Below are 22960 nucleotides of genomic sequence, written 5' to 3'. Positions count from 1 at the left end.
GATGTCGCAGTTACGGACATCGGCTTTTTTATCACCGCCGATAATTCACAATCACTTCATTACGCTGCACCTTCAGCGGCGGAATTAACCTCCCACCGCCTGGAACTTCCCAGATAAAGCGCAACGGTTCTGTCGCAGGTACGCCGGTAAATGCCACCGTACTCCCGCTCTGCCCGTCTAATTCGACACAACGAGATAGCGAACACAAGCGCACGCGCAGCCCTACAGGTGTCGGGCCGATAAGCTGATAACGCCAGGCCACCAGCGTCACCAATCCTGAAACCGGTTGTCGCGAAGTCAGAGACGCTGACGACATCGATTCACCACGATGATTCAGCGTCACGCCCGCGCTACTTGCCTGCCACATGCCCTCCCCGGCAGCCTGCACAAGCATCGGAAACAACAAAATAGCTAATAAGCTCCTCATTATTTGCCGCCAATCGTCGCCGTCATACGGATTTGGCGGTTATCAGAGAGTTCGAGATTCGAAAGCACCACCAGTTGCGGCAGGCTACGGCGCAGAAAACGAGATAATAATGGCCGCAGCGCATGGTTCACCAACAGCACTGGCGGCGCGCCCAGCATCTCCTGACGGGATAATGCCTCCTGAGTTTGTGCCAGCAAACGATCCGCCAGTCCCGGCTCCAGCCCGCCCCCGCCCTGCAATGCCTGTAACAGCAAACGCTCCAGCGGCGTGTCCAGGCCAATAACGTGAACTTCATCTTTGCCGGGAAACCATTGCTGAGTAATCGCCCGACCAAGCGCCACGCGGACGACGGCGGTTAATTCATGTGGTTCGCTCTGGATGGGCGCATGTTCCGCCAGCGTTTCGAAGATGGTGCGCATATCGCGAATCGGCACTTTTTCATCAAGCAGGTTTTGTAGCACCTTGTGCAGCGTGGTGAGCGTGACGACGCCAGGAACTAAGTCCTCCGTTAGCTTTGGCATCTCCTGGGCGACGCGATCCAGTAACTGCTGCACCTCCTAACGACCAAACAGTTCGGCGGCATGTTGGCTAATGAGGTGGTTAAGATGCGTTGCGACCACCGTGCTGGCCTCAACCACGGTATATCCCTGAATCTGCGCCTGTTCTTTTAGCGCGCTTTCGATCCAGATAGCATTCAGACCAAACGCCGGGTCGACCGTCGCTTCGCCGGGTAATGTTCCGGCGGCTGTCCCCGGGTTGATCGCCAGCCAGCGCCCCGGATAGGCATCGCCACTACCAATTTCAACGCCTTTCATCAGGATACGATAGCGGGCAGGTTGCAGATCCATATTGTCGCGAATGTGCACCACCGGCGGCAGAAAGCCCATCTCCTGGGCAAATTTCTTACGAATACTGCGAATACGCCCCAGCAACTCGCCATCCTGCTGAAAATCGACCATCGGGATCAGCCGATACCCCACCTCCATTCCCAGCGAGTCTTCCAGTTGCACATCGTTCCACGTCGCTTCAACAACGGCATTATTCTCCGCCATTTTTACCAGCTTCGGTTCGGCAGGCGCTTTTTGTTCGCGTCCACGGATCCACCACGCCAGCCCCAGCAGTCCCGCCGTGAACAGTAAAAAGACCAGGTTTGGCATTCCTGGCACCAGACCAAGTAACCCCAGTACTGCGGCACTTAACAACATGACTCTGGGGTTACTGAAAAGCTGATTCACCATCTGCTCGCCAACATCCTGATCGGTGCTGACACGCGTGACGATGACCCCCGCAGCGGTAGAAATAACCAGCGCCGGGATTTGCGCCACCAGGCCATCACCGATGGTCAACAGCGTATAACTTTCTGCCGCATGGCCCATGCTCATGCCATGTTGCAGCACGCCGACCAGCAATCCACCGACGACGTTAATGACCATGATGAGGATCCCGGCAATAGCATCACCACGAACAAACTTACTCGCCCCGTCCATTGAGCCGTAAAAATCGGCTTCCTGGGTCACTTCGGAACGACGTTTTTTCGCCTCATCTTCACCAATCAATCCGGCGTTGAGGTCGGCATCAATCGCCATCTGTTTACCCGGCATACCGTCGAGAACAAAGCGCGCCCCCACTTCCGCAATACGCCCGGCACCTTTGGTGATAACCATAAAGTTGATGATCACGAGGATGACGAATACCACAATGCCGATTGCAAAGTTACCGCCAACGAGGAAGTGACCGAACGCTTCAACGACCTTCCCCGCCGCCGCCGCACCAGTATGACCTTCCATCAAAATGATACGGGTTGAAGCCACGTTGAGCGCCAGACGCAACAGCGTGGTAAACAGCAGGATGGTCGGGAACGCGGCAAACTCGAGCGTGCGCTGGGTAAACATCGCCACCAGCAACACCATGATCGACAGGGCAATATTGAAGGTAAACAGCAGGTCGAGAATGAATGCGGGCAGTGGCAGCACCATCATCGACAAGATCAACAGGATCAAAATCGGTCCGGCAAGGATCTGCCATTGTGTCGATTTCAGGTTTGCGGGTAGGCGCAGCATTGCGACCAGATTACTCATGGGGCTGTTTCTCGTTGATAAAATCCAGGGCTTCCGGCACCGGAAGATGTGTGGGTTGTACGGGGCGTTGCCCACCGGCCAGACGCCAGCGTTTCAGTTGCCAGACCCAGGCCAGTACTTCTGCCACAGCGGCGTATAGTTGGCCTGGAATTTGTTGGCCTATTTCGGCATGTCGATACAGCGCACGCGCCAGCGGCGGTGCTTCAAGGGTCGGGACGTTATTTTCAGCGGCAATTTCACGAATGCGCAGTGCTACCAGCCCTGCACCTTTGGCGACCACTTTCGGCGCACTCATTTTGTTTTCGTCATATCGCAATGCCACTGAGTAGTGAGTTGGGTTGTTAACAATGACGTCCGCTTTCGGCACATCGGCCATCATCCGACGCCGCGCCGCAGCTCGCTGCATCTGACGAATTCGCCCTTTGACATGGGGATCGCCTTCGCTTTGTTTGAACTCATCACGAATGTCCTGCCGTGACATACGCAGCTTTTTCAGGTGGCTGAATATTTGAAAAAAGACGTCAAATCCCACCATTGGGATGACCCCAAGCACCACTAAAAGCGCGCACAATCCCACAACATCCATCGCGTTAGCCATTGCAGTAATGGGCGACTGCGCCATTAAGCGCATCATCTGCGGCCAGTGATGCCAGAGATAAAAACCAGTCACACTGCCGACCAAAGTGGATTTCAGTATCGCTTTCAGCAGCTCTGCGCCGGTTTGCGCTGAGAACATGCGTTTAATACCTGGTAACGGGTTGATTTTGGAAAACTTCGGCTGTAATGATTTGCCGCTAAATACCAGACCACCCAATATGACTGGCGAAATGAGTGCCACCAGCACCACGCCGCTAATCAGCGGCAACAGAGCCAACATGGCTTCTCTGATTAACTGAATAATCTGCCCCAGGATTAGGTTGGGGTCATTGATGATGTTGTGATCAAAATGCAGCCCGGCGGAGAGCATCCCAGACAACCGGTGAGCCAGAGACGCGCCACCAAACCAGATAACACACACGCCCACCAGCAAAATCAGCAGTGAGGTTAGCTCACGGGAGCGCGGGATCTGTCCCTCTTCCCGTGCTTTTTCAAGTCGGTGAGGTGTGGGGGCTTCTGTTTTGTCGTCGCTCTCGTCAGACACGTCGCCAATCCTGGAAATAGTGATAAGCGTGAATAATGCCAGAGCGGAAAGCGTTCAATGGTTAGAGTAAGGGGCAAAACAGGCGGGATTTAGGGCTTTTACCGCAGCACATCAGGCGTGGTGCCGCGTTTGTCGGATGCGGTGTAAACGTCTCATCCGGCCGCCTGATACGACGGGTCACGTCATATCAGGCAATACAAATTAAAAACCGAGACTATCCAACAAATCGTCGACCTGATCCTGGCAGGCTACCACACCCGCTTTGCTGCTATCAACCTGTGGCCCATTAAGCAGACTCTGGCTTTCACGCTTCGGACGCGCATCCTGTTCCGGAATGTTTTCCAGCAGCACCATCAACAACTGGCGTTCAATCTCCTGTATCACATCCATCATCCGTTTAATCACCTGGCCGGTGAGATCCTGAAAATCCTGTGCCATCATGATTTCCAGCAGTTGCGCATTGGTGAAACGGGTATGAACAGGCACATCCGCCAGAAATTGCCGCGTATCGGTCACCAGTTCACGGGCATCGGCAAGGTCAATCGGATCGGCAAACCAGGCATCCCAGCGTTGGGTTAATGCTTTTGCCGACTTCTCCATTTCATCCTGATGTGGCTGTGACGCCTCAACACTGTTCAGCGCACGCTCCGCAGCCTGGGCAGTCATCTGCACGACGTAGTACAAACGATCGCGGGCATCGGGGATGGCTTCAGCGGCCTCAGCTATCGCCTGATCCAGTCCAAGCTCCCGCAGACTGTCACGCAACATACGCGTCAGGCTGCCAATGCGCGCAATGATATCGCCAGCGGCATGTTCATCAGCCGGTTTGATTGATGGTTGCATCATAATCGCATCCTCACATGCCCAGTTTCTCAAAGATTTTGTTGAGTTTTTCCTCCAGCGTCGCGGCGGTAAATGGCTTAACCACATAGCCACTGGCCCCCGCTTGTGCTGCGGCGATAATGTTCTCTTTCTTCGCCTCTGCGGTCACCATCAACACCGGTAACGCCGACATCGCGCCATCAGCACGAATGGTTTTCAGCAGTTCCAGACCATCCATATTCGGCATATTCCAGTCGGAGATCACAAACCCATAACCGCCCGCCTGTAACTTGTTGAGAGCATCGGCACCATCTTCCGCTTCCTCAACATTGTTGAATCCCAGCTCTTTCAGCAGGTTACGCACAATGCGTCGCATGGTGGAAAAGTCATCCACAACCAAAAATTTAAGCTCTTTATCCGCCATCTCACACTCCTGATTTAAATACGTATCGCCTGTCCGGCACTGATTTTTGCCAGCATTTGCTGGCTTACCTGACTAAGATCGACCACTTCGCAGACGCCCCCCAAATTGATGGCCTCACGCGGCATACCGAAAACCACGCTGCTTGCTTCGTTTTGCGCGAGGGTCCATGCCCCCGCCTGACGCATCGCCAACATTCCCGCCGCGCCGTCGTTACCCATGCCCGTCAGGATCACCCCAACAGCATTACGCCCCGCCTGTTTGGCAACAGAATGGAACAACACATCTACCGAAGGCCGATGACGGTTAACCGCCGGGCCATCGTGAATTTTGATTTGATAGTTCGCGCCACTGCGCGCCAGTTCCATATGCCGATCGCCCGGCGCGATATAGGCATGTCCCGGTAAGACGCGTTCACCGTCTTCAGCCTCTTTAACGCCGATCTGACACAGCTTGTTAAGTCGGTCAGCAAAAGAGCGGGTGAAACCGGGCGGCATATGCTGGGTGATTAACAGCGCCGGGCTGGAAAGTGGCAACGGTTGCAGTACGTGACGAATCGCCTCTGTTCCGCCCGTTGAGGCACCAATTGCAATCAATTTTTCTGAACTCAACAGCGGGCCAGCCTTCAGCGTTGCCGGTGGCGATAACGGTTTATGCGCGGCCAGGCTCGCTCTTGACGCCGTTCGTACCTTTTCGGCAATCATTTCGCTATACGCCAGCATTCCTTCGCGAATACCCAGTTGTGGTTTGGTGACAAAATCTATCGCCCCTAACTCAAGCGCGCGCAGCGTGACTTCGGAACCTCTGCCGGTCAGAGAAGAAACCATCACCACCGGCATTGGTCGCAAACGCATTAATTTTTCGAGGAAATCCAGCCCGTCCATCCGCGGCATTTCAACGTCCAGCGTCAACACATCAGGGTTGAATTTCTTAATCAAATCACGCGCGACCAGCGGATCAGGAGCCGTCGCAACCATTTCCATGTCGCTATGGCTGTTGATGATTTCCGTCATGATCTGGCGCATCAATGCCGAATCATCGACAGACAACACCCTGATTTTGCTCATCGTTATTCCTTACTTAGCGCATACACCGTCTGACCTCGCAACGTGAAGCTGCGCTCAAGATGGCTAAAGTTTTCAGAGTGACCCGCAAACAGCAATCCGTCGGGCTTAAGTAGCGGTACAAAGCGACGCAAAATCTCCTGTTGAGTCGTTTGATCAAAGTAGATCATGACGTTACGGCAGAAGATCGCATCAAACGGCCCCGGTACGGTGTACTGTTTCGCCAACAAATTCAGCGGCGAAAAATCGACATAATTCGCCAGCTCCTGACGCACGCGCACCAGCCCTTCATGCGGTCCCGTGCCGCGCATGAAGTAACGCTGGAGTTGTTGTGGCGTCAGGTTTTTCAGCTCTTCATGGCGATAAATGCCGCTTTTAGCTTTCTCCAGGACTTCGGTATCGATATCACTGGCAAAGACTTTCCAGCGTCCGGGCGCAGTGCCCAATGTGTCCGCCAGCGTCATCGCAATGCTGTACGGTTCTTCGCCTGTCGATGCCGCTGCACTCCATACGCGATATTCCCCAGAACAGCGGCGGGCGTGAGTTGCGATCAGCGGAAAATGATGCCCTTCACGAAAAAATGCCGTCAGGTTGGTCGTCAATGAGTTAATAAATGCCTGCCACTCGCTGCTGCACTGATTAGATTCCAGCATATTCAAATAATGCCCAAAATCTGCCAGTCCCAGCGAACGCAAACGGCGTACCAGCCGGTTGTAGACCATGTCACGTTTGTGATCGGCCAGAACGATCCCCGCACGTTGGTAGATCAATTGACTTATCCGCCGAAAATGAACGTCGGAAAGCGCGAGGCGCTCGGTCATCTGTAACAATAAAGACGTTTGCCCACAGGGCAGAGATGATGTCATAGCGCCTTCTCAGTCACTTCAGGAAACCACTGGCACAGCCTGTAACTGCGCCGATTGTGTCGTATAACCACTTGTAAATAGCGCCATCAGAGACGATACGCGCGACGTTCTGTTGCATCATCTGATCAATCTGGCAACAATGGTGCTTGAGTAAATAGCCATCAAAATGTTTCCCAGTTTGGAGCTTGTTCAGCGATATGCCGGCGTGGTTGTGTTGGTGGTTTTTCACTGGCTGGCCGGGATTGAAGCGGTGGTTTTTGGGATTGCGGGCTGGCAGCCAGACGAAACGCGGATACTGCCTGCGTTAAACGACTGGCCTGCTCTTCCAGCGCGGCGGCTGCAGCGGCTGACTCCTGCACCAACGAGGCGTTCTGTTGAGTCACACGATCCATTTCCGACACGGCCTGCGCCACTTGATCAATGCCACGGCTCTGTTCATCGGAGGCTGAAGCAATTTCCCCCATAATGTCGGTAACGCGCGTAACCGCATTAACGATGTTGGTCATCGTCTCTCCGGCGCTTTCAACCAGCACCGAACCGGTATCGACGCGGGATACTGAGTCTTCAATCAGGGCTTTAATCTCTTTTGCCGCTTGGGCGCTACGGCTGGCAAGATTACGCACTTCACCCGCAACCACGGCAAAACCACGTCCCTGTTCACCGGCACGGGCAGCTTCTACGGCGGCGTTCAGCGCCAGTATATTGGTCTGGAAAGCAATACCGTCGATAACGCTGATGATGTCAGCAATTTTCTTCGAACTGTCAGCAATTTCGTGCATGGTTTTCACCACGCCATCCACCACTTTACCGCCGTGCATGGCAGTGTCGGAGGCACTTTGCGCCAGTTGCGAGGCCTGGCGGGCATTATCGGCGTTCTGTTTCACCGTGGCGGTGAGTTGTTCCATGCTGGCAGCAGTCTCTTCCAGTGCAGAGGCCTGCTGTTCAGTTCGGGAGGAGAGATCGGTATTACCTGCAGTAATTTCACGCGTACCAACGTAGATGGCATCTGAACCTTCGCGCACGTGGGTGACTGTATCAGTCAGAGAACGTTGCATATGCGAAACGCTCTGCGCCAGCTCGCCCATTTCACTGCGTCCAGCAATGGCCAGGTTATTCGCCAGGTTACCACCCGAAATTTCACGGATGTGGGTAATGATTTTTGCCAGCGGGTTAAGCAACATGCGGCGAATGCCATACCATGCCACCAGAAGAATCAGTACCACCACCAGCGCGATAACGGCCAGTTGCCACTGGGCAAAACGGTAATCACTGGCATTGTCGACAACGATATTGCGGTACAATTTTTCGCTGCTACGGGCGTACTGCCCAAAAGCCTCTCCCATCGCATTTTGCATTCCCTGGGTTGGCTGGGCAAAATAGGCTCCTGTGTTACCATAATCAAGATAATCAATCAGTTCAGTTAATGCCGTGTGGTAATTTTTGTATTTTTCATCAATATGACTACTGGCGGCAGCCATTTCGGGTAACGGTGCCATGCTTTTGAATTTTTTATAATGAACAGCCGCCTGCGCCAACGTTTTCCTGGCGCTATCAAGCAATTCAATTTTTGCACTACTTTGTTGATTGGATGGGTCCATCATCATCCGCACCGCTGAACGACTCAGGTTAATGCGCGTTTGTAGCATGAGATCCCAGGTTGAAGTTAACTCGCCCTGTTGTTCCCGTAGTTCATTGGAAACCACAAAGCTTTGCTGGCTATGGTGCAGCGAAGAAAAAAACAGACTGCCGGACATGAGCTGTAACAGTGCAAATACCCCCAGCACCATCATCAGCAGCGTAACTACGCGGATACGGTTAATCATAAGGCACCTTCCTGAAAACAAGTTGATCCCGTTATCGGCAGGAAGGTGGGAAACTTTATTGCTTAGATCAATCGTAGAGAGATGACTTAAAATAAAAAAACCCGATGTGCGCATCATCGGGTTCTGCCTTTATTTATTGCTGAACACGAAATTACGCGACGTCTGCGGTCGCATTATCTAACAGCGCCATCTCTTCACTATTTAGCAGTTTTTCGATATTAACCAGAATCAGCATGCGGTCACTCAGCGCGCCCAGTCCCGTAAGATATTCAGTGGAAAGCGTCACGGCAAATTCCGGTGCCGGGCGAATTTGTTCCGCCGTCAACGAAAGAACGTCCGATACGCCGTCAACCACTATGCCGACCACGCGCTGGCCAAGATTCAGGACGATCACGACTGTGTTGTCGTTATAGTCCACATCGACCTGGCTGAACTTAATGCGTAAGTCGACAATTGGCACAATGACGCCGCGCAGGTTAGTGACGCCTTTGATAAACGCTGGCGTATTCGCAATCCGCGTGACCTGGTCGTAACCACGGATCTCCTGCACTTTCAGAATGTCTATGCCGTACTCTTCATCACCAAGGGTAAATACCAGAAATTCCTGGCCTGACGGTTCGCTGGCCAGTTTTGTTACATTTGTCATACCGGTCATATTTATTACCTTTTTACTCAATCAGGCGGCGGTGTTCGCCATACATTGTTCGCGGTTTATTGCCTGCAAGGCTGAGACATCAACAATCAGTGCTACGCTTCCGTCGCCAAGAATTGTTGCGGCGGATATTCCAGGAATTTTGCGATAGTTACTTTCAAGGTTTTTCACCACCACCTGGTGTTGACCAATTAATTGATCCACCAGCAAGGCATAACGACGACCACCACTTTGCAGGAGCACGACAATCCCCTGGGTGGCTTCAGTTTTCGCACCAGCGACATTAAACACTTTCCACAGTTCGACTATTGGCAGATATTCACCACGCACTTCAAGTACCCGCTCGCCACCTGCCAGCGGATGCAGATCGACTTCACGGGGTTGCAGTGATTCCATGACAGCATTCAGCGGCAGAATGAAAACTTCATCAGCAACGCGCACGGACATACCGTCGAGGATCGCCAGTGTCAGCGGTAGTAAAATGCGGATCGTTGTACCTGTGCCCGGCTTCGACTTGATTTCGACATGGCCGCCCATCTCCTGGATATTGCGTTTAACGACATCCATGCCGACGCCACGCCCGGAAACATCGGTAACCTGCTCCGCCGTGGAAAAACCCGGAGCAAATATCAACATCGCCACTTCGTCGTCGCTCATGTTGTCGCTGACAGGCAGCCCTTGCGAGGCGGCTTTTGCCAGAATCCGCTCACGATTTAGTCCCGCGCCATCGTCGGTCACTTCGATGCAGATGTTGCCGCCCTGATGTTCGGCTGACAGGATCAAATTTCCGACGCTATTTTTACCTGCGGCGAGGCGTTTTTCCGGCAGTTCTATACCGTGGTCAAGGCTGTTGCGTACCAGGTGGGTCAGCGGATCGATAATGCGTTCTATCAGACTCTTGTCGAGTTCGGTGGAGCTGCCTATAAGCGTGAGTTCTACTTGTTTGCCGAGTTTACCCGCCAGGTCGCGCACCAGCCGCGGATAGCGGCTAAAGACATATTCCATCGGCATCATACGAATCGACATCACCGATTCCTGCAAATCACGGGCGTTACGTTGTAACTGCCCCATGCTGGTAATCAAATCCCCATGATTTACCGGGTCCAGTTCACTGGAGCGCTGAGCGAGCATTGACTGGGTGATGACCAGTTCACCGACCAGGTTTATCAGTTGATCAACCTTTTCTACCGCCACACGGATGCTGGTCGATTCGCTACCGCGCGTCGTTTTTTCCCGCTCTACGCGTCCGGCTGGTGCTTCTGTTGCGGCCAGTTCCAGCACTGGCGGGGTCGATACTGTTGATGCAGGTTCTACCGCTTCAAAGGCAATCTGATCGGCTTCAATCACAAAACAGAGCACGGCGGTAATGTCGTCTTCCGCAATATCTCCCGACATTGTTGCAGATAATGAATCCGCGCCTTTAACCACGTCAGTTAATGTGGTCAACTGCTCCAGTTCGTCTTCCAGCAGATCGACTTCATCCGCCTTCAGGCGTGAAAGGATAATTCGTCGCGGCGACTCACTGTTACTCTGCTCATTTTGCGGTTCACTTTTGGCAACCACACTTAACCGGGTCACTGCGGGCACCGTTTCGCCTTTCGCTTCTAATGCCAGTTGACGCAAGGCCTGGCAGATATAATCGAAGCTGGCGGCATCCGGCTCTTGCGACTGTTTATAAGCGTCGAGCTGTTCCTGCATGATATCCTTCGTTTCCAAAAACAGATTGATAATGTCGGTATTAAGCTGCATCTCACCGCGTCTGGCTTCATCGAGCAGGTTTTCCATCAGATGCGTGGTTTTCTGTAACACGGTAAAACCAAAAGTTCCTGCCCCTCCTTTGATGGAATGGGCCGCACGAAAGATAGCATTCAATTGTTCGGCATCTGGCGCTTCTGGCTGCAAATCCAGCAGATGCTGCTCCATATCGGCCAACAATTCGTCCGCTTCATCAAAAAATGTCTGATAAAAATCGCTTATATCCATGCTCACGCTGTCACCTCGGTTCGGCTGATGGCATTGTGGGAACACTGACCTGCGGAGCGCCCCCAGTTTTTTCCAGTACACTTACCGGCTCATTCTGGCTTTCAGCGTTTTCATGCAAAATGGCCTGCTCGGCCTGTCTGTTCAGGACCAGCAGACTGATTCGACGATTGACAGCATCATCAGGTCCGCGATCGCTTAAACGCATGGTCGCCGCCATGCCGACGACGCGCAGAATTTTGCCATCAGCCAGCCCCCCCACCATTAGCTCACGGCGCGACGCATTAGCGCGTTCGGCAGAAAGCTCCCAGTTGCTGTAGCTTTGCTCACCATTGGCGTAAGGGAAATCATCGGCATGACCGGAGAGACTGATACGGTTAGGAATACCATTCAGCACTGGCGCAATACTCCGCAGAATGTCGCGCATATAGGGTTCGACGTCAGCACTGCCGGTTTTAAACATCGGGCGATTCTGGCTGTCGATAATCTGAATGCGTAAACCTTCCTGTACCAGATCGATTTTGAGATGTGGACGCAGCGCCCGTAGTTTCGGGTCTGACTCTATAAGCTGGTCGAGATCGCCACGCAATTTCCGCAACCGACTTTGCTCCATGCGTTTTTTCAGTTCTTCAATGTCCGGCTGCTTATTCACTTCTCCCTGACTCTGAGTGTAATCATCACCGCCGCCGGGAATTGGGCTTTCGCTATTAGAAATGCGATCACCACCCGTTACCGCGGTCGCCAACGGCGTGCGGAAATATTCCGCTATCTGTATCAGCTCTTTTGGGCTGGAAATGGAGATCAGCCACATCACCAGAAAAAAAGCCATCATCGCGGTCATAAAGTCAGCATAAGCAATCTTCCACGATCCATGCGCCGAGCCGTGGCTTTTTGCTTTGCGTCGTTTGACGACAATTATTGGATGCGCGTGATTCTTCATACTTCCTCGGTTGTCGTCTGCTGTTGCGGATTTTTTACCGCGCGAACGTGTTCTTCCAGCTCAACAAACGATGGTCGTTCACTGGAGTAGAGCGTTTTACGACCAAATTCAACGGCAATTGGCGGTGCATAACCGTTCAGATTAGAAAGCAGTATGACTTTGACGCATTGCATCATTTTGCTGGTCTCTGCGCTTTTCTGGCGCAAAACACTCGCCAGTGGGGAAATAAATCCGTAAGCCAGTAAGATACCGAGGAAAGTCCCTACCATCGCATGAGCAATCAGCGCCTCCAGTTCGGCGGCAGGCCGGTCAGCCGATCCCAGCGCGTGAACCACCCCCATCACTGCCGCGACAATACCAAATGCCGGGAGCGAGTCACCGACCAGCGCCAGGCTGTTAGCGGGAACTTCCGACTCGCTTTCGTGGGTTTCAATTTCTTCATCCATCAGCGCTTCGATTTCGAAGGTATTCATATGGCCACTGATGATCAGGCGCAGATAATCAACGATAAAATCAAGCATAACGGTATCCGCGAGGATGCGGGGATAACTGGCGAAGATCTCGCTTTCGCGGGGGGGTTCAATATCGCGCTCCAGCGAAAACATGCCCATCTGTCGCGATTTCGCCATGAGTCGGTAAAGCAGTGCCAGCAGATCCATATACATCGCTTTGGTGTATTTGGAGCGGCGAAACAGTAACGGCAGCGCTTTGAGCGTGCCTTTGATTGCTTTACCGTTGTTACCGACAATAAACGACCCAATACCTGCACCGGCAATAATCACCAGTTCAGCGGGTTGATAGAGTGCTCCAAGGCTTCCGCCGGTCATCAAATAACCGCCGAAAACTGTACCGAGAACAACCAGGTAACCTAATAAGATAAGCACGACATCATCCTTTCACTGTTGACCATGACAGGATGTTCAGTCGTCAGACGCTAACTTACCGTTGGGAAAAAAAAGCAGCGGCAATCACTTACCGCTGCTGGAGTGTTTCGCCACATCGTGTGAGTTAAACAGCCTGTACTCTCTGTTCATCCAGCAGTTGAGGGATAATATCGGCAGGGTCTTGAGAAAGTTTACGTCTTTTTACCGCACGTGATGGCGGTTGACATAAGCTGCAGGCAAAGCTGCCAACAGGCTGATGGGCATGGGTGATAAAATTACCGCCGCAACATTTGCAACTGGAAAGTTGTAGTAAACCACTTTCAACAAATCGCACCAGTGTCCAGGCGCGGGTCAACGCCAGTAGCGGACCGTCTTCGGCTTGCGGGCACTGTTCGAGGTATAAACGATAGGCTTTGATCACTGCATCGACGCCATTACATAACCCTGTTTTCAGTAAAAACTGCCATGCATTACAAAACATCGACGCATGAACATTTTGTTCCCAGGTCATAAACCAGTCGGTGGAGAATGGCAACATGCCTTTCGGTGGGGGGCTTCCGCGCAGTTCTTTATAGAGTTTGAGCAGCCGTCCACGACTTAATTGTGTTTCACTTTCCAGCATCTGCAAACGAGCGCCAAGGGTGATCAACTCCATTGCCAGTTGAATATCCCGGGCTTCCTGAACAATGCTTTTTTCGCTCATTGTCAGGCCCTTTTTTTACGTAGCACTTCTTCGGGCTGATTAACATCATTCAACAAACGCGTAGATAGCATGATGCCGGTATGAACTTGCTGGAGATCGTCAACGCGGGAATCCTGCGTTAGCTGATTAATAGTCTGGTGGCTGTCAAAGCGGAAATGGCAAATCAGTTGATTGGTTTCTGCCAGTTTAACCATTTGAGGAAGAGTCAGCGTCGCTAACGTTGTTGCCATTTCTTCATTAATACCGAGACGAAACATGGCGGACGCTTTGTCCTGAACGATCAGACGTTGTGCAAGAAGTAAATATGACAAATTAATGTCATAAATATGTTTCAGCAACTCGGAGGTATGCATTATTCCCATCCAGAATAACTAACTTTATTATTATGCGGTATCACCGCACCCCGTGATGTCGCCGGGAAATCCCGGTAAAAAGTAAAGAACAATGGAATAGTTGCGATCAACGAAAAAACACACAGGCAGTGTAAGAGATGAAACAATCCCTTACAGAGAACAGTGTTTTTTACACTTATCTAAGATTTTTCCTAATTCGACGCAACTGTACTCGTCACCACTCACACATACAACGGAGCGGTGTTGCGATTTTCGATAATGTGTGACTCAGATCACACAAAACAATCAATTACTTAACATTAATGTATAAGTCATACTTTTGTTTTGGTCATATTTCATTCTGTTAAAAAGTTTTTCAGCTTGCCTGGCTTCAAAAATGAAGTGGGTAGATAAAATGATGATGTTGCGCACTGTTAATATAAATCACCGTAAATAACCACCTGCTACATATAAAATAAATATATTCACCTCCTATAACTTATTTTCAAACAGAGAGTTACATAACATGAGTCTCTTCAAGTGAAAATAAATCCGGGAACATCTCGTATGTTACAATAATGTTCTATAAATATTATCCATTTGTTCTGTAAGGGGAATTGATAATTTTAGTTTTTATAACCTCATCTGTAATCATGTGATAACCGTACGTTATTAATTAGCCTCACTTACTAATAACCAGCCTAATATTTACTGTTTTGACTGAGTTGTTATTGCATCAGTACCTCATTCAGAGTAAAGCTGTAATAACACCTGAAGTTCACAGAATAAGGAGCAGGTTATGAGCTATACCAATATTCTTGTTGCTGTTGCTGTCTCACCAGAAAGTCAGCAACTGTTAGCAAAAGCGGTTTCTATCGCCCGTCCGGTAAATGGGCGCATAAGTTTAATCACTCTTGCTTCCGACCCGGAAATGTTCAATCAATTAGCCGCGCCGATGCTTGAAGATTTACGCAGCGTGATGCAGGAAGAAACACAAAACTTTCTTGATAAATTAATTCAGGATGCGGGATATCCGGTAGAAGAGACATTTATTGCTTACGGAGAGTTAAGCGAACATATTCTGGCAGTATGCCGTAGACATAAGTTCGATTTGGTGATTTGCGGTAACCATAATCACAGTTTCTTTTCGCGAGCGTCCTGCTCAGCGAAAAGTGTGATTGCCTCAAGTGAGGTTGATGTGCTGTTAGTTCCACTTAAAGGGGATTAATTCCACTTACGCCAGCTTTGGAAAGGTAGCGACTTTATCGCGTTGCTGACTTTCCGCGCTTCGCGGTACTACCTGCTTTAGGTCGCGGATAAAGCACTCCTGCCAGTGTTTAATATCGTTTTTGATAATAACTTCCAGCATTTCTGCATGGCGGGAAATACGTTCCGCCAGCGACATGCTCAACGCCCGATTGAGCGCCGCCGCGACTTCATCACGATCGTATGGGTTAACAATTAGCGCTGACGTCAGTTCGTTTGCCGCACCGGCAAACTGAGAAAGTACCAGTACGCCCGGATTTGCAGGATCCTGAGCGGCGACATACTCTTTTGCGACCAGATTCATCCCATCACGCAGCGGCGTCACTAACCCAACATCGGAATAGCGGAAGATTTTCATCAATAATTTACGATCAAAATGCTGATTCAGATAATAAAGCGGCGTCCAACCTAATTGCCCATATTTACCGTTAATTCTCCCGGCTTCATTTTCCAACTGATGACGAATATCCTGATACGCTTGCACATCACCACGCGAGGTCGGCGCGATCTGGGTATAACGAATTTTACCATGATGTTGCGGATATTTTTCCAGCAGCGCTTCATAAGCAAGAAAACGTTCTGGCAAACCTTTGGAATAATCCAGCCGCTCGACAGAAAAGATATTCTGCACATTTTTCAGTTCTGCTTTTAATTGCGCCAGTTTTGCCGGTAGCGGCCCGGCAGCCTGTTTAGCAATCTCATCCGGTTCAATACCAATCGGGTAAACTTCTGTACGAAATGCTTTGCCCCAGGCCGTGTGATTGCGCGAGCTACGTGTCGTGACCCGCGTCAAGTTGGAAAGGCAATCCAGGAACGCCAGACGATCGTTTTCTGTCTGAAACCCCAGCAAATCATAATCACAAAGCTGTTCCAGCAATGTGTCATAAGTTGGTAGCGCATTAAAGATTTCCGGTGTCGGAAAAGGAATATGCAGGAAGAAACCGATGCGATTGTTCACGCCGCGTTTACGTAATTCCTGCGCAAATGGCAACAAGTGATAATCGTGGATCCAAATAATGTCATCATCTTCCAGCAGCGGCAGTAATTTGTCTGCCAGCAATGCATTCACGCGTAAATAGCCTTCCCACGCTGAACGCTGAAATTGCACCAGATCGAGTCGGTAATGGAATGCCGGCCAGAGAACGGCATTGGAGAATTGGTTGTAGTATTCGTCGAGATCTTTTTCACTGAGGTTAAAAGAGGCCCAGGTAATATTTCCTTTTTTCACCTTTTTTAGCGGCTGATCCTCATTCCCTGTTTCGCCACTCCAGCCAAACCACAGTCCACCTGCAGTTTTCAGTGCCCCCAGTATGCCGACAGCAAGGCCACCGGCACTGGCGGCGTGCTCGTCTGGTGGTGCAATTCGGTTAGATACTACGACTAAACGACTCATAGTCATCACTCCTGTTATTTTCTCTTTTTTGTTTTTGTAATGCGTTGGTTATCAATTCAAGCCAGCCCCAGACATCCGGCACGCCCGCCAGCCGCCATGATGCCTGAGTTGCGCCTGTACCAATTTTTACTGACATTCCACCCAGTCGGTTAATAACCGCAAAGCCAGATTCATCGGTTAAATCATCGCCCAGAAACACCGGCTTCCGGCCGATGAAGGGAACTTCCTGCATAAATGCAGCAATAGCCTCCCCTTTACTGGTGCCTCGCGGTTTAATCTCGACGACACACTTTCCCTGTTGTAATGCCATTTGCGGCCAAATCTGAGTAATACGTTGCGCTAACGTCAATAAGGCGTCTTCATGCTGCGGTGCCTGACGATAATGCAGTGCAAACGCCATCCCTTTGGATTCCAGCTCCGTGCCGGAAAGTTGGGCAATCGCCGTATGCAGTTGCACACTAATATCACGAGCAATCGCTTCCGGCAGGTGAACGATATGCGTTTTACCATTGATGTCACGGCGCTCCGCCCCATGCACGCCCGCTAACGGGAAGCGATAAGGTTTTGCCAGTGCGTCAAGTTCCACCATTGAGCGCCCTGATATCAATGCCAATGCACCATCACTTGCGGTTGCCAGTAGCTGAAGTCCTTGCAGAATAGTGTCAGGCACGACGACCTGATCAGGATGCGGTTTGATTTCCGCCAGCGTTCCATCGAGATCAAAAAACCAGGCATATTTCGCGGATAGTTCAGGGGGTTCGGTTAACGGTTCTGTCACCCGGTACTCCTCCTTATCTTTTTATAGTTCGCGCAGAACGCGCTTTACAGACATGTAAGTATAGACAGTGTGACGTAGCTCGCCATTTGCAAAAAAGAACAGCCAACCTTTGTGGCGGTTGGCTGTGGAGGAAAGTCGAACTAAATTTATGCTGAAAAAAACATCAGACAGTGCGTTTCGCTTTTTGCTTATAACGGTCGAAGATCACCGCCGCCAGCAGGATTAAGCCGCGGACAACGTACTGCGCAAACGGAGAAATATTGAGCAGGTTCATGGCGTTTTCTACAGTGCCTAAAATTAAGATACCCGCCACTACATATGAGATTTTTCCGATGCCACCTTTCAGAGAAACGCCGCCTAAAACGCAGGCGGAGATAACAATCAACTCATAGCCTATCGAAGTCATCGGCTGACCGCTGGTCATACGTGAAGCCAGAACAATCCCGGCAATTGCCGATACCAGACCAGAGAGAACAAAGATAATGATTTTGGTGCGGACAACGGGTACACCAGCCAGACGCGCCGCCTCTTCATTACCACCAATCGCCAGCGTGTTGCGCCCAAAGGTGGTTTTGTTCAGCAGCAAACCGAAGACAATCAGACAAGCCACCGTAAGCCAGATTGGCGCAGGCAGGCCGAACCAGTTGGCATAACCAAGAGCAAAGAAACTTTCATCTTCGATACCGACCGCTTTACCATCAGAAATGATGTACGCCAGACCACGAACAATCTGCATCGTCGCCAGCGTCGTAATCAAGGCGTTGATTTTTAGTTTGGCGATAACAAAACCATTCACCAGACCACAGAGGACGCCCAGCAGCAAACCTGCCGCCACGCCAATCCACAGGCTTTCGGTCAGATTGATAACCACCGCCGTCGTGACACCTGCGCAGGCAATTACCGAAGCGACGGAAAGGTCAAAGTCCCCCGAAGCGAGGCAGAACAACATGCCGCAAGCCACCATTCCCGACATGGATATTGCCAGCCCGAGACCTTTCATATTAATGAAGGTGGCAAAGTTCGGTACAAAAATGGCACAGGCGATAAACAGCACCGCAAACACCACCAGCATACCGTACTGATCCCAGATACGGCCGAGGCTGAATGACGACTTAGGCGCGCCAGACCCCGATGTAGAAACAGAAGACATCATACTCTCCTTACTCAGGCAACAGCCTGGCTGACTTTAGGCATAGCAAGGCTTAGTGCCTGACGCTCATCTGCCTGTTCGTGTAGCAATTCACCGGCGATTTCGCCCTCACGCATGACGACAATACGATCGGCTACGCCAAGGACTTCGGGCAGATCGCTGGAGGCAAACAGCACCGCCACGCCCTGCGCCGCCAGCGTATAAATCACGTTGTAAATTTCGTGCTTAGCGCCCACATCAATGCCGCGCGTTGGTTCATCCAGCAAAATGACCTTCATATCTTCCGATAACCAGCGCCCAAGAATGGCTTTTTGCTGATTACCACCAGAGAGATTCATGATCAGTTGCTCTGCGCCCGGCGTTTTGATGTTGAGCGAACGAATGTGGTGATCAGCATTGTTTTCTTCCCAGCCGTTGTTGATCACACAACCGCCGAGCACATGCTTGCGACGGGCGCTGATGTTGATATTGTCACGAACGGAATGCACCGGAATAATGCCTTCCGCTTTGCGATCTTCCGGGCAGAGCATCATACCAGCAGCAATAGCGTGGCCCGGTTTACGGATATCGATCGGCCTTTGGTCGATATAAACCTGACCGGCAGTGATTTGCGTACCGCCAAACATACCTTTCATTAATTCGCTACGCCCTGCCCCTACCAGTCCAAACAGACCGACGATTTCGCCACTGCGAACAGTCAGGCTTATTGGCGTGCGTACACCTAGTGCTTTCACTGCATCCAGACGCAGCCGCTCCTCACCATAGCTGCGCGGTTGCCAGCCGTAGATATCACCGAGATCGCGACCAACCATCGCCTGTACCAGTGACTCATGATTTACTTGCTGCATATCAGTGAAGGTTTTGACATAACGCCCATCTTTGAAGACGGTAATGGCGTCACTTAGGGCAAATATTTCTTCCATACGGTGAGAAACGTATAAGATCACTCGCCCCTCTTTTCGCAGTTCACGAATGACGCGGAAAAGGTTGTCAATTTCTCGTGCCGACAGAGAACTGGTTGGCTCATCAAAGGCGATAATTTTGGCGTTACGCGCCAGCGCTTTGGCTATTTCAACCATCTGCCACTGGCCGATGGAGAGATATTTCAGTGGCGTACCGGGGTCAATATCCATCCCCAGATGTTTAAGTTGTAAACCCGCTTCATAGTTCAGCAGCGAACGATTCACTATGCCGCCTTTATGAGGAAGCTGGCCGAGATAAATATTTTCCGCGACGGTCATTTCCGGCACGAGATGCAGTTCCTGGTAAATAATCGCAACCCCCGCGTTAAGCGCAGCGGTAGTGTCGGAAAAGGATATTTCCTGTCCGCTAATTGCGACAGAACCCGTGGTTGGCGCATAGTTGCCGCTAAGGATTTTTAAGAGTGTTGATTTACCGGCACCATTTTCACCCATCAACGCATGAACCTGACCGGCATAGCAGTCAAAACTGATGTCCGTAAGCGCCTTAACGCCGGGAAAGGTTTTACCAATGCCGCGAAATGAGAGATACGGGGTAGACTGTTGCATAACGTCTCCGTGAATCACTGGTCATTCACACCCCCTCTGCATCACGCAGAGGGGAATTTTTTCGGCAGATTACTTACCGCCTAACCCTTTTTTCTCCAGTTCTTCTTTAAAGTTGTCGCGCGTAATCAGAACGACATCGGTAACTTCAGTGAATTTCGGTGGTTCTGCGTCTTTCGCTACCCAGTTGTAGAGCATTTCGCTGGACTTATAACCATGTACGTCCGGGCTTGGCAGCAGTGAACCGTAGAAACCGGTAGCCTGGGCTTTGGACAACTCGCTTACTGCATCCACGCCGTTGATACCGATACCGATGATATCTGCCGCTTTAAAGCCCTGACCTTCCGTCGCGCGCACGCCGCCAAGCACAGTGCTATCGTTCATCCCGACGATCAGCCAGTGTTTAACTTCAGGATGCTGAACCAGCATGGAGTTGGCGGCGTCAAATGCCCCCGGGATATCGTTAGATTTGGTAGGAACCTGATAAATTTGTTTTTCCGGGAATCCGGCAGCTTTCAGCGCGTCCATAGAGCCTGTAGTACGACGACGAGCGGTATCCAGTTCGTTAGCTGTAATCGCCATTACGGCACTTTCTTTTACATCCCAACCTCGTTTCTGCATCTCTTTATACAGTTCCTGGCCCTGACGCTCGCCAATTTTGGTCGCCGCCATCATCACCAACGGCACGGTATCCATCGGCTTACCTTTGGCATTTACAAACTGATCATCCACGGCAATAACTTTCATACCATAGCCACGTGCTTTCGCCACAATAGCGGAACCCAATTTCGGGTCTGGCGTACAAATGACAAATCCTTTCGCGCCACTGGCCGCCAGGCTGTCGATAGCGTTCAGCGTTTTTTCACCATCCGGTACGGCAATCTTAATAACTTCAAAGCCTAAATCTTTCCCGGCTTTATCGGCAAATTTCCATTCGGTCTGGAACCACGGCTCTTCGGGTTGCTTTACCAAGAAACCGAGTTTCAGGTTTTCTGCCATAGCGGATTGTGACATAACAGCAGCCAGACCGATGGCCGCAAGAGCTTTAGTAAATTTGTGCATGGTTATCTCCAGCTTTAGCATCATTTTTTGTAGGGTAAAAACTAAGAACTTTGGTTAATTTAATCGGAAAACAAAGCATTACCTTTAACGAAAAGATAATTGGCCGTGTTGGCATAGTTTTAGCGAGAAATTAATTCTCCATAGGAGAGCAATATCACATCGCAGAATTACAGTCAGAACGTGCATGAATTTAGCGAGAAATGACATACTGGAAACAACAATTGTCTGACAAATAAAAAGTGCATTAGCAGATTAGTCCATGACATTAGCCTGGAAGTCCTTGTGGTATGCGTTGAGTGGTCTGGAGTGTCTTTTTTTTAATCTAATTATTACCGGACAGAAGTCTGTCCATTTTAAGCTGAATGGTAAAATGGGTAAGCGCTTGTACAAAATTCATTTCGGCGTTAATTATCACCACCATCATTAATTAAGAGTAAATCGATAATGAGAGCCACCTCTCATAGTCAGGAAAAGTTTTAAAATATCACATCGTCATCATGTCATTAATATTTTAATTTAATATCAATGAGATACACAAATGCACAGCATTGACAATTATTGCAAACCCATTGCTCTTATCAATGAAATGTAAAAAATTATAAACTTGGTGATTTAAGGATTTTCTTATATTCGTTCAGACGTTATGCTTATTTTAGATCATCGTCAGAATTGACTCCACGATCACATTTCGGACATGCAGAAAGGAATTATTCTGCAAACAGTAATTACGGTGTTTTGATTCATCTTGCACCTCACGTCTTCTGGATATAAGGATATTAGGTATGGCAACCACTGGAATGCTTCTCAAACTCAACACCCAAATGAACCGCGAGTTTTACGCATCCAATCTCTACCTTCACCTGAGCAACTGGTGTTCTGAACAAAGTCTGAATGGCACCGCTACTTTCCTTCGCGCCCAGGCACAGAGTAACGTGACCCAAATGATGCGCATGTTTAATTTTATGAAAAGTATCGGCGCGACGCCCATCGTTAAAGCTATTGATGTGCCAGGTGAAAAGCTTAACTCTCTGGAAGAACTCTTCCAAAAAACGATGGAAGAATACGAGCAGCGTTCAAGCAAGCTGGCACAATTAGCCGATGAAGCTAAAGAATTGAATGATGATTCAACCGTCGATTTCCTGCGCGATCTGGAAAAAGAACAGCAGCACGATGGCCTGTTACTGCAAACCATTCTTGATGAAGTACGCAGCGCGAAACGTGCCGGTATGTGCCCTGTCCAGACCGACCAGCATGTTCTTAATGTTGTGTCGCATCAGATACACTAATAAAAATCGACGCCTTAAATCACGCGCCGGATATAAAAATTGTTGAGAAAACCGCTGCTTCATACTCTTGAAGCAGCGGTTTTTTTAATGGGATTCACTTTGTGGGGTAAACTTGAGTTCAATCAATGCGATAGCTTTCTGGATAGCACGCATCGTAACCGGATCGGCTGCGGCGGGATGGTTAGTAAAATCAATATTCTTCAACTGGCCAGACATTTTTTCACGAACCTCAACAGGTGCAATCACATCGAGCACGTCGAGAATTTGTTTGATCACCAACTGGCAAGCGACAACATCAGAAACCAGTTCCTGATCGGCATTCAGCGGCTGGGACATTGTAAACTCCTGATAGCATTTGAAAGCCGA

Annotated in this window: 21 protein-coding genes and 1 pseudogene; 2 read left to right on the top strand and 20 right to left on the bottom strand. The window is 50.3% G+C overall.

All coding sequences use genetic code 11. From position 1 onward, the window contains the following. Window positions 1–31: 31 nt before the first annotated feature. The 14 genes and pseudogenes from flhE to flhD all read right to left on the bottom strand — a co-directional run bounded on the left by flhE (window position 32) and on the right by flhD (window position 14154). A complete protein-coding gene (gene flhE / locus C1192_RS02505) occupies window positions 32–427 on the bottom strand; it encodes a flagellar protein FlhE (protein ID WP_001257156.1) in 396 nt (131 codons plus the stop codon). Continuing rightward, window positions 427–2505 (bottom strand): annotated as a pseudogene (gene flhA / locus C1192_RS02500) (flagellar biosynthesis protein FlhA). The gene flhE and the pseudogene flhA overlap by 1 nt, the downstream one beginning before the upstream one ends. After that, window positions 2498–3646 carry a flagellar biosynthesis protein FlhB gene (flhB, locus tag C1192_RS02495; protein WP_038355601.1) on the bottom strand — a complete coding sequence of 383 codons (1149 nt, stop codon included), beginning with the start codon at window positions 3644–3646 and terminating at the stop codon, window positions 2498–2500. Before flhB ends, flhA begins: the two are co-directional and overlap by 8 nt. Before the next feature lie 201 nt (window positions 3647–3847). Next, complete coding sequence (gene cheZ / locus C1192_RS02490) at window positions 3848–4492, bottom strand: protein phosphatase CheZ (RefSeq protein WP_038355602.1); 645 nt, start codon at window positions 4490–4492, stop codon at window positions 3848–3850. 10 nt (window positions 4493–4502) lie between these two features. Next, the gene (gene cheY / locus C1192_RS02485; protein ID WP_000763855.1) at window positions 4503–4892 is read right to left on the bottom strand and encodes a chemotaxis response regulator CheY; all 390 of its coding nucleotides are present in this window, start codon (window positions 4890–4892) and stop codon (window positions 4503–4505) included. A gap of 14 nt (window positions 4893–4906) precedes the next feature. Continuing rightward, a complete protein-coding gene (cheB, locus tag C1192_RS02480; protein WP_000036407.1) occupies window positions 4907–5956 on the bottom strand; it encodes a protein-glutamate methylesterase/protein glutamine deamidase in 1050 nt (349 codons plus the stop codon). A gap of 2 nt (window positions 5957–5958) precedes the next feature. Further along, entirely contained in the window at window positions 5959–6819 is an 861-nt protein-coding gene (gene cheR / locus C1192_RS02475) for a protein-glutamate O-methyltransferase CheR (protein WP_001516555.1), read from the bottom strand. 161 nt (window positions 6820–6980) lie between these two features. After that, a complete protein-coding gene (tar, locus tag C1192_RS02470) occupies window positions 6981–8642 on the bottom strand; it encodes a methyl-accepting chemotaxis protein II (protein WP_038355603.1) in 1662 nt (553 codons plus the stop codon). Window positions 8643–8793: 151 nt separating this feature from the next. After that, complete coding sequence (gene cheW, locus C1192_RS02465; RefSeq protein WP_000147305.1) at window positions 8794–9297, bottom strand: chemotaxis protein CheW; 504 nt, start codon at window positions 9295–9297, stop codon at window positions 8794–8796. A 21-nt stretch (window positions 9298–9318) separates the two neighbouring features. Then, complete coding sequence (cheA, locus tag C1192_RS02460; RefSeq protein ID WP_077784583.1) at window positions 9319–11283, bottom strand: chemotaxis protein CheA; 1965 nt, start codon at window positions 11281–11283, stop codon at window positions 9319–9321. 4 nt (window positions 11284–11287) lie between these two features. Next, a complete protein-coding gene (motB, locus tag C1192_RS02455) occupies window positions 11288–12214 on the bottom strand; it encodes a flagellar motor protein MotB (protein WP_038355605.1) in 927 nt (308 codons plus the stop codon). After that, on the bottom strand, window positions 12211–13098 hold the full coding sequence (motA, locus tag C1192_RS02450) for a flagellar motor stator protein MotA (protein WP_038355606.1): 888 nt from the start codon (window positions 13096–13098) through the stop codon (window positions 12211–12213). The genes motB and motA overlap by 4 nt, the downstream gene beginning before the upstream one ends. 124 nt (window positions 13099–13222) lie before the next feature. After that, window positions 13223–13801 carry a flagellar transcriptional regulator FlhC gene (gene flhC, locus C1192_RS02440; protein WP_038355607.1) on the bottom strand — a complete coding sequence of 193 codons (579 nt, stop codon included), beginning with the start codon at window positions 13799–13801 and terminating at the stop codon, window positions 13223–13225. 2 nt (window positions 13802–13803) lie between these two features. Next, window positions 13804–14154, bottom strand: a complete 351-nt coding sequence (gene flhD, locus C1192_RS02435; RefSeq protein WP_001516558.1) for a flagellar transcriptional regulator FlhD — start codon at window positions 14152–14154, stop codon at window positions 13804–13806. Window positions 14155–14932: 778 nt separating this feature from the next. Between flhD and uspC the strand changes: the two genes are divergently transcribed. Beyond that, window positions 14933–15361: a universal stress protein UspC gene (uspC, locus tag C1192_RS02430; protein ID WP_038355608.1), complete on the top strand. Its 429-nt coding sequence runs from the start codon at window positions 14933–14935 to the stop codon at window positions 15359–15361. A gap of 6 nt (window positions 15362–15367) precedes the next feature. Here uspC and otsA read toward each other — a convergent pair whose 3' ends face one another. From otsA to araF, 5 genes are all read right to left on the bottom strand, one after another. Next, complete coding sequence (otsA, locus tag C1192_RS02425) at window positions 15368–16792, bottom strand: alpha,alpha-trehalose-phosphate synthase (protein WP_016248816.1); 1425 nt, start codon at window positions 16790–16792, stop codon at window positions 15368–15370. Next, a complete protein-coding gene (gene otsB / locus C1192_RS02420; protein ID WP_000138763.1) occupies window positions 16767–17570 on the bottom strand; it encodes a trehalose-phosphatase in 804 nt (267 codons plus the stop codon). Before otsB ends, otsA begins: the two co-directional genes overlap by 26 nt. 163 nt (window positions 17571–17733) lie before the next feature. Then, window positions 17734–18720 carry an arabinose ABC transporter permease AraH gene (gene araH, locus C1192_RS02415; protein WP_000100211.1) on the bottom strand — a complete coding sequence of 329 codons (987 nt, stop codon included), beginning with the start codon at window positions 18718–18720 and terminating at the stop codon, window positions 17734–17736. 14 nt (window positions 18721–18734) lie between these two features. After that, complete coding sequence (araG, locus tag C1192_RS02410; RefSeq protein WP_038355609.1) at window positions 18735–20249, bottom strand: arabinose ABC transporter ATP-binding protein AraG; 1515 nt, start codon at window positions 20247–20249, stop codon at window positions 18735–18737. Between the two features lie 69 nt (window positions 20250–20318). Then, window positions 20319–21308: an arabinose ABC transporter substrate-binding protein AraF gene (gene araF / locus C1192_RS02405; RefSeq protein ID WP_000548681.1), complete on the bottom strand. Its 990-nt coding sequence runs from the start codon at window positions 21306–21308 to the stop codon at window positions 20319–20321. A 782-nt stretch (window positions 21309–22090) separates the two neighbouring features. Here araF and C1192_RS02395 point away from each other — a divergent pair. Then, on the top strand, window positions 22091–22594 hold the full coding sequence (locus C1192_RS02395) for a non-heme ferritin-like protein (protein ID WP_000246123.1): 504 nt from the start codon (window positions 22091–22093) through the stop codon (window positions 22592–22594). Between the two features lie 84 nt (window positions 22595–22678). Here C1192_RS02395 and yecJ read toward each other — a convergent pair whose 3' ends face one another. After that, a complete protein-coding gene (yecJ, locus tag C1192_RS02390; protein ID WP_000082115.1) occupies window positions 22679–22930 on the bottom strand; it encodes a DUF2766 family protein YecJ in 252 nt (83 codons plus the stop codon). Window positions 22931–22960: the final 30 nt, after the last annotated feature.

The organism is Escherichia marmotae, from assembly GCF_002900365.1.
Classification (GTDB): domain Bacteria; phylum Pseudomonadota; class Gammaproteobacteria; order Enterobacterales; family Enterobacteriaceae; genus Escherichia; species Escherichia marmotae.
The sequence above is the reverse complement of the archived record's forward strand: the minus strand, read 5'-3'. Positions and strand labels throughout refer to the sequence as shown.